Origin of the sequence: Bacillus solitudinis, from assembly GCF_002797395.1 — a bacterium.
Classification (GTDB): domain Bacteria; phylum Bacillota; class Bacilli; order Bacillales; family Bacillaceae_D; genus Halalkalibacter_A; species Halalkalibacter_A solitudinis.
Genome location: NZ_KZ454943.1, coordinates 746,347 through 761,000, shown reverse-complemented (window position 1 = coordinate 761,000; position 14,654 = coordinate 746,347). Strand labels below are relative to the sequence as shown.

Annotated in this window: 12 protein-coding genes; 7 read left to right on the top strand and 5 right to left on the bottom strand. The window is 37.2% G+C overall.

Going from position 1 to position 14,654, the window contains the following annotated elements:
• The first annotated feature begins 232 nt into the window (after nt 1–232).
• From CEF19_RS03830 to CEF19_RS03825, 3 genes are all read left to right on the top strand, one after another.
• Entirely contained in the window at nt 233–796 is a 564-nt protein-coding gene (locus tag CEF19_RS03830) for a GNAT family N-acetyltransferase (protein WP_100404847.1), read from the top strand.
• A gap of 31 nt (nt 797–827) precedes the next feature.
• Nucleotides 828–968 carry a hypothetical protein gene (locus CEF19_RS23435; RefSeq protein WP_198510236.1) on the top strand — a complete coding sequence of 47 codons (141 nt, stop codon included), beginning with the start codon at nt 828–830 and terminating at the stop codon, nt 966–968.
• 139 nt (nt 969–1,107) lie between these two features.
• On the top strand, nt 1,108–2,301 hold the full coding sequence (locus CEF19_RS03825) for an NAD(P)-binding domain-containing protein (protein ID WP_227521907.1): 1,194 nt from the start codon (nt 1,108–1,110) through the stop codon (nt 2,299–2,301).
• 118 nt (nt 2,302–2,419) lie between these two features.
• Here CEF19_RS03825 and CEF19_RS03820 read toward each other — a convergent pair whose 3' ends face one another.
• A complete protein-coding gene (locus CEF19_RS03820) occupies nt 2,420–5,488 on the bottom strand; it encodes an efflux RND transporter permease subunit (RefSeq protein WP_100404845.1) in 3,069 nt (1,022 codons plus the stop codon).
• Between the two features lie 5 nt (nt 5,489–5,493).
• Nucleotides 5,494–6,708 carry an efflux RND transporter periplasmic adaptor subunit gene (locus CEF19_RS03815; RefSeq protein WP_100404844.1) on the bottom strand — a complete coding sequence of 405 codons (1,215 nt, stop codon included), beginning with the start codon at nt 6,706–6,708 and terminating at the stop codon, nt 5,494–5,496.
• 417 nt (nt 6,709–7,125) lie between these two features.
• On the opposite strand from CEF19_RS03815, the gene spxA reads away from it, so the two are divergent.
• A complete protein-coding gene (spxA, locus tag CEF19_RS03810; protein ID WP_100404843.1) occupies nt 7,126–7,521 on the top strand; it encodes a transcriptional regulator SpxA in 396 nt (131 codons plus the stop codon).
• A 50-nt stretch (nt 7,522–7,571) separates the two neighbouring features.
• On the opposite strand, the gene CEF19_RS03805 is transcribed toward spxA, so the two are convergent.
• Entirely contained in the window at nt 7,572–8,234 is a 663-nt protein-coding gene (locus CEF19_RS03805; RefSeq protein WP_100404842.1) for a TerC family protein, read from the bottom strand.
• A gap of 399 nt (nt 8,235–8,633) precedes the next feature.
• On the opposite strand from CEF19_RS03805, the gene mecA reads away from it, so the two are divergent.
• The 3 genes from mecA (at nt 8,634) to pepF (ending at nt 12,496) form a co-directional block, all read left to right on the top strand.
• Complete coding sequence (gene mecA, locus CEF19_RS03800; RefSeq protein WP_100404841.1) at nt 8,634–9,278, top strand: adaptor protein MecA; 645 nt, start codon at nt 8,634–8,636, stop codon at nt 9,276–9,278.
• Between the two features lie 136 nt (nt 9,279–9,414).
• Nucleotides 9,415–10,629, top strand: a complete 1,215-nt coding sequence (locus CEF19_RS03795; protein ID WP_100404840.1) for a competence protein CoiA — start codon at nt 9,415–9,417, stop codon at nt 10,627–10,629.
• A 64-nt stretch (nt 10,630–10,693) separates the two neighbouring features.
• Nucleotides 10,694–12,496 (top strand): oligoendopeptidase F, encoded by a 1,803-nt coding sequence (pepF, locus tag CEF19_RS03790; protein WP_100404839.1) that lies wholly within the window; start codon nt 10,694–10,696, stop codon nt 12,494–12,496.
• Nucleotides 12,497–12,997: 501 nt separating this feature from the next.
• On the opposite strand, the gene CEF19_RS03785 is transcribed toward pepF, so the two are convergent.
• Both CEF19_RS03785 and CEF19_RS03780 read right to left on the bottom strand, forming a co-directional pair.
• Nucleotides 12,998–13,918 (bottom strand): ClpXP adapter SpxH family protein, encoded by a 921-nt coding sequence (locus tag CEF19_RS03785; protein WP_100404838.1) that lies wholly within the window; start codon nt 13,916–13,918, stop codon nt 12,998–13,000.
• Between the two features lie 24 nt (nt 13,919–13,942).
• Nucleotides 13,943–14,332: a globin domain-containing protein gene (locus CEF19_RS03780; protein WP_100404837.1), complete on the bottom strand. Its 390-nt coding sequence runs from the start codon at nt 14,330–14,332 to the stop codon at nt 13,943–13,945.
• Nucleotides 14,333–14,654: the final 322 nt, after the last annotated feature.

Sequence of the window (14,654 nt, the reverse complement as noted above, 5' to 3'; positions counted from 1 at the left end):
TAAACAGAGGCTACCGAAGAAGGTTTTTTTCAGTAGCCTCTTAAATAGGCGCTCTTTCTTGTACATAAGAGAATGGTGGAGAATAATGATGAGAATGTATGAGTCAGGTTGATAACCTTGTAAGGGACTAAACAAAGGAGATTCTTACCTGTTTTTACCGAAATAACAATGTTTAACGAGCGCGTAATGAAGCATATAATAGAAGTAATGACATTGTGTGGGGGTTATAATCTTGAACTGGTATGAGAAACTAAATCAGTATTTTCCAATAGAAGAAATGAAATCAAAAGAGCATATGGATTTGCTTCTAAAAGATAAAGCAGACATTTACCATAAGGATGAAGGGCAAAATCATGTTATGATGTATGTAGAAACAGATGACTTTGTTTTTGTTGATTATTTATTTGTTTCTAAGGAGGCAAGAGGGCAGGGGTTAGGTAGGAAATTACTTAATCAATTAAAAGCGAAAGCTAAACCAATTATTTTAGAGGTAGAACCTGTTGATTACGAAGATACAGACACTGAAAAAAGGTTCCGGTTTTACAATAGAGAAGGCTTTAAACATGCAGAATCAATAGGATACCGTAGACGTTCTCTTGCGACACAAAAAATTAATGTATTGGAAATTTTATATTGGTCTCCATCGGATGAATCTGAGCATAGTATATATGAAAAAATGAAGCACACGTATGAGGTTATTCATACGTACAAAGATGAAGAGCTTTATGGAACGTCGTATGAAGAGGTCGATCAAGTTTTAACATTTGATGAAGAGAAACAACAATCTAGCCTATAGAAGCGCCGAAAATTAAAGGTGGTGTTTTCAAATGAAGAACAAAGAGAAACAAAAAACGCGTAAAAGAAAGCGTGACATGATAAAAGACTTTTTGAAAAAGAATGTGAAAAATTGGCAAGAAAAGTCAAAACAGGGTCCAGTATCTCAGTCAACTAGAAGAACAACTGCATAAAAAATACGCATCATCTGGCTTACATGGGATGATGCTTTTTGTTTATTAAATAGGCCACTACGTTTTACAGGCCTGCACTGATTGATAACTTTTGGTAGCGCTGTCACATATGAAAATGAAATGCTTTTGATTTTTTGTTTTGAACAAAAAGTATAGCTATAGGAGGGTTTTTCTAATGAAGATTGGATTTATAGGACTTGGGAATATGGGCTTACCGATGTCTAAAAATTTAATGAAAGCTGGATACGAGGTATATGGGGTGAATCGCAGTAAGCCGGCGGAGGAGCGATTTGGACAAGCTGGAGGGAAAACGGGTTATTCGTTAAGCGAACTTGCTCAGGAAATGGACGTCATTATTACTTGCCTCCCGTTGCCATCTGATGTGTATGACGTCTATTTTAATGAGAGTGGCTTGCTTAAAAATGCTCGCAATGGGTTAATTCTTATTGATAGTAGTACTGTTAACCCTGAATTAAATCGTGAAATCTTCGAAGCAGCTAGCTTAGTAGAAATTGAATTTCTAGATGCACCAGTTAGTGGAGGGAATTCTGGAGCTGAGGCAGGAACTTTAAGTATTATGGTCGGAGGAAATCGGTGGACTTTCGAGACAGTTAAACCGGTATTTGAAGCTATGGGAAAGAGAATAGATTATGTCGGAGAGAGTGGAAGCGGATCGGTTGTTAAACTTATTAATCAATTAATAGTAGGTCTTCATACTCAAGCTGTAAGTGAAGCACTTGCTTTGGCTAAACAAACCGGTTTAAATATAGAACAGTTGGTGCAAATTCTAAGTGCTAGTCTTGCTCAGAGTAAAATACTCGAACGTCATTTCAGTGAATTTATTTCTAAAGGTGATTATGCGCCAGGGTTCGCGTTAAAGCTTCTAAATAAAGATTTAAATTTAGTTGCTGAATTAGCAGAAAAAAGCAAGGTTGAATTACCTATAGGATCCCGTATCAAAAATTTAATCCAGGTTGCTTCTCGTTCTGAATTAGGAGAAGAAGATATGTCGGCTATGTTAAAATTCCAGTTGCAACGTGATGAAGAGACACGAGGTTCGAATCCAGTGAAAATGTTTGCTGTTTTTCTTCCGATGAAGGATTCTGAGAAAAGTCAGAAATTCAGACCGGAACATCTTCAATTTTTAGAAGACAAACGTAATGAAGGAAGATTGTTTGCTAACGGACGATTTGTGGATGGGGCAGGTGGTTTAGTCATTTATCAAGGACGTTCTAAGGAAGAAGTTGAAGGGTGGGTAAAACAAGATCCTTATATTATTGAAGGAGCCCGTAATTACGAAATTCATGAGTGGGAGATGGCACTAGGACAATAAACTTTAATCATTCAATATTATTGAAAATTCGAGGGTACTGAAAAAACCTTTGAAAGCATTTCGAGGAAGTAGAGGGGACTGAAATAGGAAAAGCACCCTTTGATGTGCCCCCCTAATTTCACACCTTTTCTTCTACAGAAATTGATCGTTTTCTTTCTTTGACAATATCACTCATATAATACACGATAGGAATTAAAATAAGCGTGATAAACGTTGAAACCGCTAATCCGAATACAATAACAACCGCCATTGGCTGTTGAATTTCAGTCCCTTCACCAAAGCCTAGGGTAAGGGGAATAAGTCCAAGAATCGTTGTTAATGCTGTCATAAGAATTGGCCGAAGTCGAACGGGGCCAGCTTCAATAATAGCATCGTAGGTCGAGTAACCGTTACTTTTCAAGGTGTTAATGTAATCGACTAGTACAATAGCATTGTTAACAACAATTCCTGTAAGGATAAGAATGCCAACAAGTGAACCAACACCTAGTGGTTGTGACGTCACTAATAAACCTCCAATAACACCGATCGCCGTGACTGGGATTGAAAACATAATAATAAATGGATAGAAAAATGATTCAAATCGACCAGCCATCACCATATAAACTAGAACAATAGCGAGGGCAATGGCGCCACTTAGTTTAAAAAAGGCATCATACATTTGTTCGTTTTGCCCACCAAATGAAATTCGATAGCCGCTAGGAAGGAGTGGTTGAACATGCTCTTTAAGCTCATTTTCGATGTCAGAGATGACACTTCCTAGGTCTCTATTTAAAATAGACGCTGTTACTGTAACTTCACGAAGCCGATCTGATCGCCGAATTGTACTCGGACCTTGACCACGCTCTATTTGAGCTACTGAAGAGAGTGGAATACGGTCCCCGAGTGGAGTTTCAATAAGTATTTGTTCAAGCTGTTCAACGGATTTCGTGAAGCGGTCTTCAACAAGCAACCGAACGTCGAGTTCATCTCCGTCACGTGCTATACGGGTAGCAACAAGACCTCTTGTCGCCTCTCCAATTGTATTTGCAATCTGCGCACTTCCTATGCCATATGAAGATGCTGCTTGGCGATTGATTGATACGGTTATTTCCGGATTGCCATCAGTGAAGTTAGAGGATGGCTCGCGGACTCCTTCTACCGTAGAGATAGTTTCAATCATTTTTTCGGAAAGGCTTTGTAAAGTTTGAATATTTGGCCCTTTTACGGTAATTGAAACTGGCGCTTCAGCTATGCCTGTGTCACTTGAGGAAACAGAGATAGAAACGTTCGGTATATTTTTTAAGCGTCCTCGAATATCTTCTGCAACTTCTAAGTCTGAGCGTAACCGTTCGTTTACTTCGGTCAGAAGAATGCTATAAGTTGCTCGTTCTGTTTGAGTTCCTGCACCAACTGTAAAGCTATCTGTTCCTCCAACTGAAACGAACGATAAATCAATCTCAGGTACCGTTCGAATTCTTTCGTCAATTTCCTCGGAAATACTGTAAGTTGCTCCAAGTGATGAACCGACTGGCAGTCTTGCATCAATACTAATAAAGCTTTGGTCCTGAGCAGGTAAGAACTCAGTACCAATTAAAGGTATACAAGATAAAGAAGCTGCAAAGATAAGGAATGTTGAGAAAATAATGGTTTTCGGGCGTTTTAACGCTGATTTTAGAACTTTGGCATACCATGACTTTGTTCGTTCAAAGCCTCTTTGAAAAGCAGATGTATCATCATTTACTTTCATAAATGTAGAGGACAATAACGGTACAATAATAAGGGCAGTAATTAAAGAAGCAAGAAGTGAAAAAGATACTGTAATTGCTAAAGGTTTAAAAAGTTGCGCTGCAAGTCCTTCAACAAAAACAATTGGTAAAAAGACAACAACCGTCGTTAGTGTAGAGGCGATAATGGCTCCGCCAATTTCATTTGTCCCTGAAATTGCGGCATCTTTTAATGAGTTACCTAATTGTCTTTTCCGGTAAATGTTTTCTAGAATAACGATGGCATTATCCACCATCATACCAACCCCAAGGGCAAGTCCTCCGAGTGTCAATACATTTAATGTTTCTCCGTAAAAGTACATAAATAAGAATGTGGTTATTATGGAGATGGGGATTGAAAAACCAATAATAAGTGTACTTCGTATATTTCGTAAAAAAATATAGAGAACTGCTGCAGCAAGCATGCTTCCAAAGAGAATATTCCATGCTACGGCGCGAATAGATTGTTCTATAAAGCGACTTTGGTCAAAAATGGAGTTGATTTCAATTCCTTCTGGCAATTGTTCTTTTAATAACTTCAATTCTTGATTAATGGTTCTAGCAACTGTAACGGTATTAGTACCAGAAGTTTTTAAGATTGACATGCCTACAGCGGGTTCGCCGTTTAAATAGCTTTCTTGAGACCTAGGAGCAAGTGTTTCACGAATATCTGCTATCTCACCTAGTAATACTAATCCTTGATTCGTTGATATCGGTAATTGCTCTAAATCATAAATGGAAATAAATTCACCTGTAACTCGAATCGGGAATGTTTGATTGTCCTCTGTAATTTGTCCCCCTGGTAAATTGAGGTTCTCACTAGCTATAATTTGTTGCAATTGACTTAAAGTGACCCCGTAATTTGCTAACTCAGTAGGGTTAACTGAGATCTGAATTTCTTCAGTAGCTCCACCTTCGATTCGAACAGCAGCGACCCCCTCAATTGAATCAAGGCGTGGCTTAATTTCGTTTTCAATTAATTTTTTTATAGTTGTTACGTCACTATCTGATTGAGTGACACCTAGTTGAATAATTGGTAGTAGACTAGGGTCAAAACGTAACACTTGGGGTGTAGGAACATCGGTCGGCATAAGTTCTCTTAATTGGTCAATTCGTTCTCGCATATTCAAAGTAGCAAAGTCCATATCCGTACCCCAGTTAAAGGAGACAAGAACTAGAGATCCGCCTGTTCTTGAGGTCGAAGAAACTGATTGAACATTAGGTAAACTTGCCATCACTTCTTCGATAGGACGTGTAACCAATTGTTCAATTTCCTCTGGGCCAGCTCCCTCGTAAGTAGCTGTTACTGCAACGACGGGAAAGGTAAGCTCTGGAAAAAGGTCAACAGGTAAATTTCGTAGAGAAATCGTTCCAATAATTAGAAGGAAAACGATAACCATCGCCATTGCAACAGGACGAAGAACAGAAAATTTTGGTACATTCATTAGGTTCACTCACTTCGTATAGTAATTTCCGATCCGTCTACTAATCGCTGTTTTCCTGATGTAACCACAACGTCATTTAGTTCAACTCCAGAAAGAACTTGATAGAATTGTTCATCACGATTACCGAGTTCTAAAGCTTGATGACGGACTTTAGTACCGTCTACAACAAAGGTATATGGCTCATTATTTTCAAACAATACGGCTTCAGAGGGGATAACCGTGACATCTTGAATCTCTCCTAGGCTCACCAACGCAGTAACTCGCATTCCGCCTTTAAATAATAAATCTTCATTTGTAATTGGAACTTCGATGGTAAATGAATTTGTTTGCGGGTCAACAATAGGAGAGACCGTTTTTATTTCACCAGTGTAAGGATCAGCAAAGCCGCCAATTTTCAATTTTGTCTTCATCCCTGGATGAAGCTTGGCAACCTGATAGCTATTTACTGCAAACGTTGCGTTAATATTAGTTAAATCGACAATGACGGCAAGTGGATTATTTGGAATAACAGTTTGACCTGTAACGGCATCGAGCTTGCCGACTACTCCTGAAATTGGTGCGATTACTTTCGTTGATTCTAACGCGTTTTCAGCTTGTCTAACATTTTCTTTAGCCTGATTTAGTTGTGCTTCTAACTCAAATGTACTGATAGGGGTAGCTTGTCCTAATGACCCTGCAGCTTGAGCTAGTTCCGCTTGCTTTAATGAGACATCAATTGACGAACGGATAATTTCTAGCAGCGCAACATCTGTTTCTTCTTCTGTAGAAAGAGTTTCAAGTAAATTTTGGGAGCGTTCAATTGATTTATTCAAATCTTTTTCCACAGCTTGTAAATTGGACACACCCTGTTCAAGGTTTTGGTTAAATTCATCTACTTTTTCGAGGCCGGCTTGTAATTCTTCGACTGCAGTTCTAGCTTGATGGACTTGTCTTGAGGCTTCTTCATTATCCAGTGTGATTAGTAAATCTCCTCGATTGACATTTTGACCAATTTCAACATGAACCGTTTCTACTTCAAGAGGCAATGGTGAAATTAACGGAACTTGTGTCTGAGGAAGAAGTTGACCAGTTAATTCAAGTGTTTGCTGGAGGGAAGATTGTGAAATCGTAGCTGTTTCAATTAATGTAACCTGTCGCTCAATGCTATCACTTGTAATATCTTCCGTGGCACAAGCGCTGATCAAAAACAACAAAAGAAGTAGTAAAATTACTTTCTTCAAAAATGTTCATCTCCTATATTTTCTAGTGCTAATCTTTTTTTAAAAACAAAATGTATATCTAATTAAACGTACTATAATTTATCCAAATGCACAAAAAAGTTCCCTTTATATAGTGTGACAATCATGTGACAAGTATGATTGAAAAAATAATATTACAATGCTGTGACTAATTAAACATTTTTGTTTAAAAAGGTATTTTTTTTTCTGAAATAAGTTTATGATAGTAGAAGTAGGGTATTTGTAGTATGTGTTACATACAAGTATGTACTCTATATTTAGTGGTTTAACTTTTGTGTAATTTATTTATAACTATGTCTATACAAGTGTTTTACAATCTTGTATAATCAAGTGGTAATCAAGAAGATTGGCATCCTTGTTTGTCATAGATCTCAAATTCTGGAAGGAGAGGTCCGAAAGATGGTTACACTATTAACATCACCAAGCTGCACATCGTGCAGAAAGGCTAAGGCATGGTTGGAAGAACATAATATACCGTTTGAAGAAAGAAATATCTTTTCATCGCCGTTATCTGTTGAAGAAGTGAAAGAAATTGTTAGGATGACAGAGGATGGTACAGATGAGATTATATCAACCCGTTCTAAGGTTTTCCAAGAGTTGAATGTTGAACTTGAGACCTTGCCATTGCAAACGTTATTCAAAATTATTAGTGAAAATCCTGGCTTATTAAGACGTCCTATTATTCTAGATGAAAAACGTCTACAGGTAGGTTATAATGAAGCTGAAATTCGTCGCTTCTTACCTAGAAAAGTTCGTACATTCCATTTACAAGAAGCTCAGCGACTTGTTAATTAAAAAAACCTTCTACAAGAAGTTTATCTTGTAGAAGGTTTTTTCTTTAAATGTTAAGTGGTTTCTTTCTTGAAATTAGTGATAATACCAAATGCAAGGACACTTATGATGACAATAATCTGAAAGCAAATGGTGAATAAGGGATGGTGCACAAACAGCGGATTAAGCATTTCCTCGTGCGTGATCATTCGTGTTGCTGTGAAAGCGAGAATCGCAGCCCCAACATAAATAATAACAGGGAAGCGGTCAAACGCTTTTAATATAAGCTTACTTCCCCAAATGATAATAGGGACTGAAATGATTAATCCAATCATAACAAGAATGTTATTTCCATGTGCTGCACCAGCTACGGCAATAACATTATCAAAACCCATGATGAAATCAGCAATTACAATTGCCTTAATTGCGCTAAATAGATTTGTACCACCTTCAATGTCTTGTCCAGCATCTTGATCCGCTAATAAACTATAGGCAATAAAAATTAACAAAGCTCCTCCAATTGCTAAAAGAAATGGAATTTCAAGGAGTTGAACGGCAACTAAAGTTAGCCCCATTCGAATCAGAAGTGCTAAAGTTATCCCAAGCATAATTGCTTTATTTCTAATATGTACTGGTAAGTTGCGGCAGGCAAGTGCAACGACGATGGCATTATCACCACCTAGAATGATGTCTACACCTACAATTGTTAGAAGAGAAATAATATATTCGGTATCCACCTTTGCATCATCCTTTTAAAATTCTTAATTATTTTGATAATAATCAGTCTTGACTTTTCATATGGTGATCAGTAAGAATAAGAAGTTAACAGGGGCTTGTCTAAAAAATCGTATACGTAACGTATATTGGATAATCATGCTTTTTATGATAAAAAATCCGTTAATTTACATTAAATATTATTGGTATCCGCTTTTTTTCTGAAAAATCTAATATAATCCATATTTTTAGATTTCCATTTTCAAAGGTTTTATCATAAAATAGAGATAACAGAAAGAACAAGCTCTTTTTGTTCCCTCTTTAAACTGATTAAAAACAGTTGAATAGGGTATTGAAATAAACGTATGTTTTTAATGGGTGTTCTTCTCCATTAGAATCAAATTGACAGGAGGGAGAGCAAAATGGAAATTGAACGCGTAAATGAGACGACAATCAAATTTTTTATTACGTATAATGATATTGAAGACCGAGGTTTCGATAGGGATGAGATATGGTACAATCGTGAGCGTGGAGAAGAGCTCTTCTTCGAGATGATGAACGAAGCAAATGACAGAGATGAATTTGAATTAGATGGACCACTTTGGATTCAAGTTCATGCTTTAGATAAGGGACTCGAAATAGTTGTAACAAGAGGCCAAGTTACAGATGGTAATGTAAAGCTAGAAATTCCGGTAACTCAAGATAAAAATGATTTAGAAGAAGACCTTGTTGACTTAATGAACGATGATTCAGATGACGATGATAATCCTGAGAGTTTGGAGTTAATCATCAGATTTAGAGACTTTGAAGATATTATTTCGCTAAGTCATAACTTCTTTGTAGATGACCTTGAAAATGGACTTTATCATTTTGAAGGACGCTATTATCTTCATGTATTATTTAATGATGAGACCTATAATGAAGATGAGCAAGATGACATGTTAAGCCAAATGCTTGAATATGGCTTTGAATCAGATATCTCCATTTATCGTATAAAGGAATATGGTAAAGAAATAATAGCAGAGAGCGCATTAACTAACCTTAGAAAAGCTTTTTCTAAGCGTTAACAGCTTTTAAAAGGAAAAGGACCAATTCTCTCCCGAATTGGTCCTTTTCTATTTATCAATGTTTTTTTTATTTTATAGAAGGATTTCCATTTTAAGGTGTAGAATAAGAAAATCTATATTCTAGGAGGTGAAAGTTATGTTAACTGCAAAAACAGCTAATGGTACAGTGGTTTCACTGGGGGAAGATTGGAAACTAGAGGAATTAAAAAATCTCCGTAACGCAACATCATTTTATTGTCAAGCATGTGGTGCATCTGTTCAATTAAAACTTGGCTCCATTAAGCAATGGCATTTTGCTCACGCTAGAGACAAAATCTGTGATAACGAACATGAACCGGAGTCAGAGTATCACCTTAAAGGTAAATACCAGTTGTATCAATGGCTTTTGTCACGAGAGGTAAAAGTTGCACTGGAAGTTTATTTACCCCTTATTAGGCAACGACCCGACATACTCATTAAGCATGAACGCCAACTTTATGCGATAGAATTTCAGTGCTCTTCACTTGATCCTTTATTACTCGAAAAACGAACAAAGGGTTACCATGAAATTGGAATTACCCCTATATGGATACTAGGAGGAAATCGCTTAAAACGACATGGACCTATGACAGTAACGGTTAAATCATTTGAGTGGCTTGCTCTACGTGAGATAAGGAGCTCGGAGAAACAAATCCTCTATTATTGTCCTAAGATGTCTAAATGGATAACCCTTCAACAACTTACCCCTTTTTCTACCACAAAGTCTTTAGCGAGAATTCATGAACAACCAATTGACAATATGTCTCTCCTCCAATTAATTGACCCAAAACTTTCTCCTCCTTTACTATCTGAACCGTGGTTAATGTTAAAACGACATTGGCGCTATGAACCTCCACACCGTTATCCGTCAAAAGCCCAAAAGTATTATCAACATCTTCTATATCATCAGAAAATCCCTCTTGCTAAATTCCCAATCGAAGCTGGTTGGCCCACGCCTTTTTTTGATTCCATTGAAACCTCACCCCATGTATGGCAAACTATTCTTTTAATAGAATGCATTGCAAGACAACCATTGCACAAACCTTTTTCCCTTCAGCTCATCCTCAGTTGGTTTCACCCCTTTATAAATAAGAAAATGTTTCCTTTAAGGAAAAACCTTCTCTCTCAAACATACGAACAAGCCGTTGTTTCCTATTTGCTTTGGCTTTCAGAAATTGGTCTATTATCCTATTCGTCAAACACTCAACTATTTGTACGTACACGAGATCTTCAAATCCCAGGCTCTCAGGAGGGTGCACAACAATACGAGAAAAAAATTGCTCAATCGTTAGACCGTCTGAAAGTGAAAAGAGGAATACAGTTAAATAAATAGAATGTATAAGGAGAGATGACGTAATAATATACTGAAAGTGATAGATAATTGGAGGTGTTTTTGAATGTCGAAAAATTTACCGAAACGTCAAGACATTCCCGTAGAAAGAACATGGGATTTAGAAGCGATTTTCCCTACAAATGCTGATTGGGAAAAAGAATTTCAAATGATAAGAGAGCTTATTCCTGAACTTGCTCCATTTAAAGGAAAGCTAGGTCAGTCGGCCGATATGCTATTTAAAGCATTAGAAAAGAATAATGAAATAACTGAAAGATTAGGTCGTCTTTATACATATGCACATATGCGCTATGATCAAGATACGACACACTCCTACTACCAAGGGATTAATGACCGTGCTGCAAGCCTCGCTTCACAAGTAGGTCAAGCAGCTTCATTTATCATACCTGAACTGCTATCAATTGAAGAAAATTTAATCGTTCATTTTTTGAAGCAGCATGAAGGGCTCCGTCTGTATAAGCATATGTTTGATGAATTAAATGTAGAGAGAAATCATGTACTTTCTGAAGCTGAAGAAGCTATTCTAGCTCAAGCTAGCGAAGGAATGAGCTCACCAAGTAATACGTTCGGAATGCTTAATAACGCAGATTTAAAATTCCCCGTTATTAAGGATGAGCAGGGTGAGGATATTGAAGTCACCCACGGTCGGTTTATTCGTTTTCTAGAAAGTGAAGATCGTCGAGTCCGTGAAGAGGCGTTTAAAGCCGTGTATGCCACGTATGATAAATATAAAAATACGTTTGCTTCAACGTTAAGTGGGCAAGTGAAGCGTGACTTATTTTACTCAAACGTGAGAAAATATAAGTCTGCAAGAGAAGCAGCCTTAAGTAAAAATCATATTCCTGAGGTTGTTTATGATCAACTTGTGGACACGGTAAATGCGAATCTTCACCTATTGCAACGTTATATTAAGCTTCGAAAAAAAGTATTAGGTGTTGATGAGCTTCATATGTATGATTTATACACACCACTTGTAAAAGATGTGAAAATGAGCATACCTTACGAAAAGGCCCAGGATCTTGTTATAAAGGGAATGGAACCTTTAGGGGAAGAGTATGTAGAGACATTAAAAGCTGGATTCAAAAAGCGCTGGGTTGATGTCGAAGAGAACGCAGGAAAACGAAGTGGCGCATACTCATCAGGGGCATATGGCACCATGCCGTACATTTTAATGAACTGGCAGGATAACGTGAACAACTTATTTACACTGGCACATGAGTTCGGTCATAGCCTGCACAGTTATTATACAAGAAAGAATCAGCCTTATCTTTATGGAGATTATACGATTTTCGTTGCTGAAGTGGCCTCAACGTTAAATGAATCACTTTTAAATGACTACATGGTGAAGCACACCGAGGATCCAAAAGAGAAACTCTATCTGTTAAATCATTTTCTAGAAGGATTTCGAGGGACAGTTTTCCGCCAAACGATGTTTGCTGAATTTGAACATACGATTCATGAAAAGGCAGCAGCTGGTGAGGCTTTGACACCAGAGTTATTAACTGAAGTGTACTATGGACTAAATGAAAAATACTTCGGTGACGAGCTTGTTATAGATAAAGAAATTGGCTTAGAGTGGTCAAGAATTCCTCACTTTTATTATAATTTCTATGTTTATCAGTATGCAACAGGTTATAGTGCAGCAGCAGCACTTTCAAAGAAAATTCTTGAGGAAGGTGAACCTGCTGTAAAACGGTATCTTGAATTTTTGAAATCTGGAAGTTCTGATTATCCAATTGAAGTATTAAAGCATGCCGGAGTTGACATGACCTCCTCAAAACCTATTGAGGAAGCGATGGCATTATTTGAAGCTACACTTGAAGAAATGGAAAAGCTGCTAGCCGAATAAAGGAAGACTATTATTATTTAATGGTATCAAAAAGTGATACTTGCTCATTTTTAAGTCTTCAAAGAAAGTAAAATTTTCTTAAAAGGTTTAAGCTTATGAGTGATTAAAAGAAGAGCAATACGCCAACCACGACGAGTTCTCTACAAGAAGTAATTGTAGAGAACTTATTACCTGGTGGTGGCTCGTTGATTATTAAGAAAAGAATGCGGCAAACTTTTCTTAACGGAATCCTTTAAAACGTTTTCTGTCTGACATTGGTTTAAGTGTAAATAAAATTGATAGAAAAAGCATAGGACCAGCAAAATATATAGGAAACATACGCATCAATCCAAGCATAAAAAAGTAAAGAGAAAATATTATAAAACAAATTCCTATAATTACTCTTACTCTATTCAACGCTTATCATCTCCCAAGTTATGATGAGTGGTACAACATGTATATGAACGAAAAACGGAGAATAAACCAAGAAGAGCGATTCCTTTAAAGGAATCGCTCTTCAGATTACTTATGAGTATATCGCCAAAATGTCCCATATTTCACTGGGACCGGCTCAACTTTTTGTTGTAACATTAGTGTTTTCAATTGTCGTTCTGCTTCTTCTGGACTCATATCAAACACGACAGCCACTTCAATCGTTGCAACAAATAAATAGCGTTTTAAGAAAGCTTCTAATGTGATTTCAGGAGATCGTTTAGGTTCATAACCAAGCATTTCTCTTATCAAATCCACATATACGTGATAAGGATAAAACCCTGTTACTTTTACCCCTTCTTCTTCAATATTATCGTTGAAGAAGACAAATGTTGGAACTACGTCGACTTCCATTTCATTTGTTGTTTTTAAATCGCATTTAAGAGCTTTCTCAGCTAATGGAGAATCTAAATCCTTTTTAAATTCTTCAATATCTAAAGAGGCAGCCTTTGCACATTGAAGAATGATATCCTCGTCGGTAATGTTTTGCTTATCTAAAAATAGAAACTCTCTCATTTTCCTTAAAAATCTTGCTCCAGCATGTGGGCCTTGTAATTCAGCTGCCTTTATAGCGATAGAGGCTAAATACGGTGATGACCATTTACTTTCGAACCACACATCGCCGTCACAGGACATCCCCGTTTGATTAGCTATCTTTTCCCAGGCGTAAGCGAGCTCACTTTTTCTATCAATACCTTTTTTTGTTTCCTGGCAAAGGTTCCAAGCTTGAAGTCTTCCTGCTACGATGACTCTGATTCGGAAGTAAGCCCCATATTCGACCTGAAGCTTCTTGAGTAGAGGCTCAAATGCCCAGCATTCCGCACATAATGGATCAATAAATGTATAAATTTCGAGAGGTTTTTGTTTTTTTATTGGTAAGGGATGATCAGGATCAAGACCACAAAGGCCAATCGTGTTATCACATGATGTAAGTAGTTCCTTTGGTTTCATTGGTCAGTCTCCTTTCTTATCTAACTATGAAGATTCATGTTGATTTACCATATGATTTGCTGTCATGGTTAATCTTTCTAACAGATATTCTCTGAGAACACCTTGAACGCCAACGTCATCCATTGCTTTTTTCATACAATTTAACCAGGCTTCTGCGTGAAGTGGTGTAATTGCAAAAGGCATGTGACGAGCACGGAGCATTGGATGACCATGTTCGTCCGAATATAAAGTTGGACCACCCAAAAATTGTGTGAGAAACTGTATTTGTTTTCGCGCGGTTTCAGACAAATCCTCTGGGAATAAAGGGGATAAATCTGGATGCTTCGAAACGTATTGATAAAATGTATTGACGAGTTCTGAAAGAACTTGTTCACCGCCAAGGGCCTCATATGGAGTTTGTGATAATTGACTCATAAATATCTCCTTCATAACTGATTCTATATTCATATTGTAGCAACGAAGCACATGAACAAGCAAATTTTCTGTACGATCTAAATTTAAATATGGTAAATTGTATAAGAGGTTATCCAAAACTTTCGTTTCTTAGCCAGACACTATGCTGGATTAACTTGGATGCTTCGATTGAAATAAGAGAAGAGACTGACTTGCTTGGTGATTTGGCTCAAATATGTTAAATAACCATAAAACAAGTAATAGTTGAAATAGTACGTGTATCGAAACAGAATGATTACGATTTTCGGAGGCGATGCGTAAATGGCAACATGGGACTTAGAAA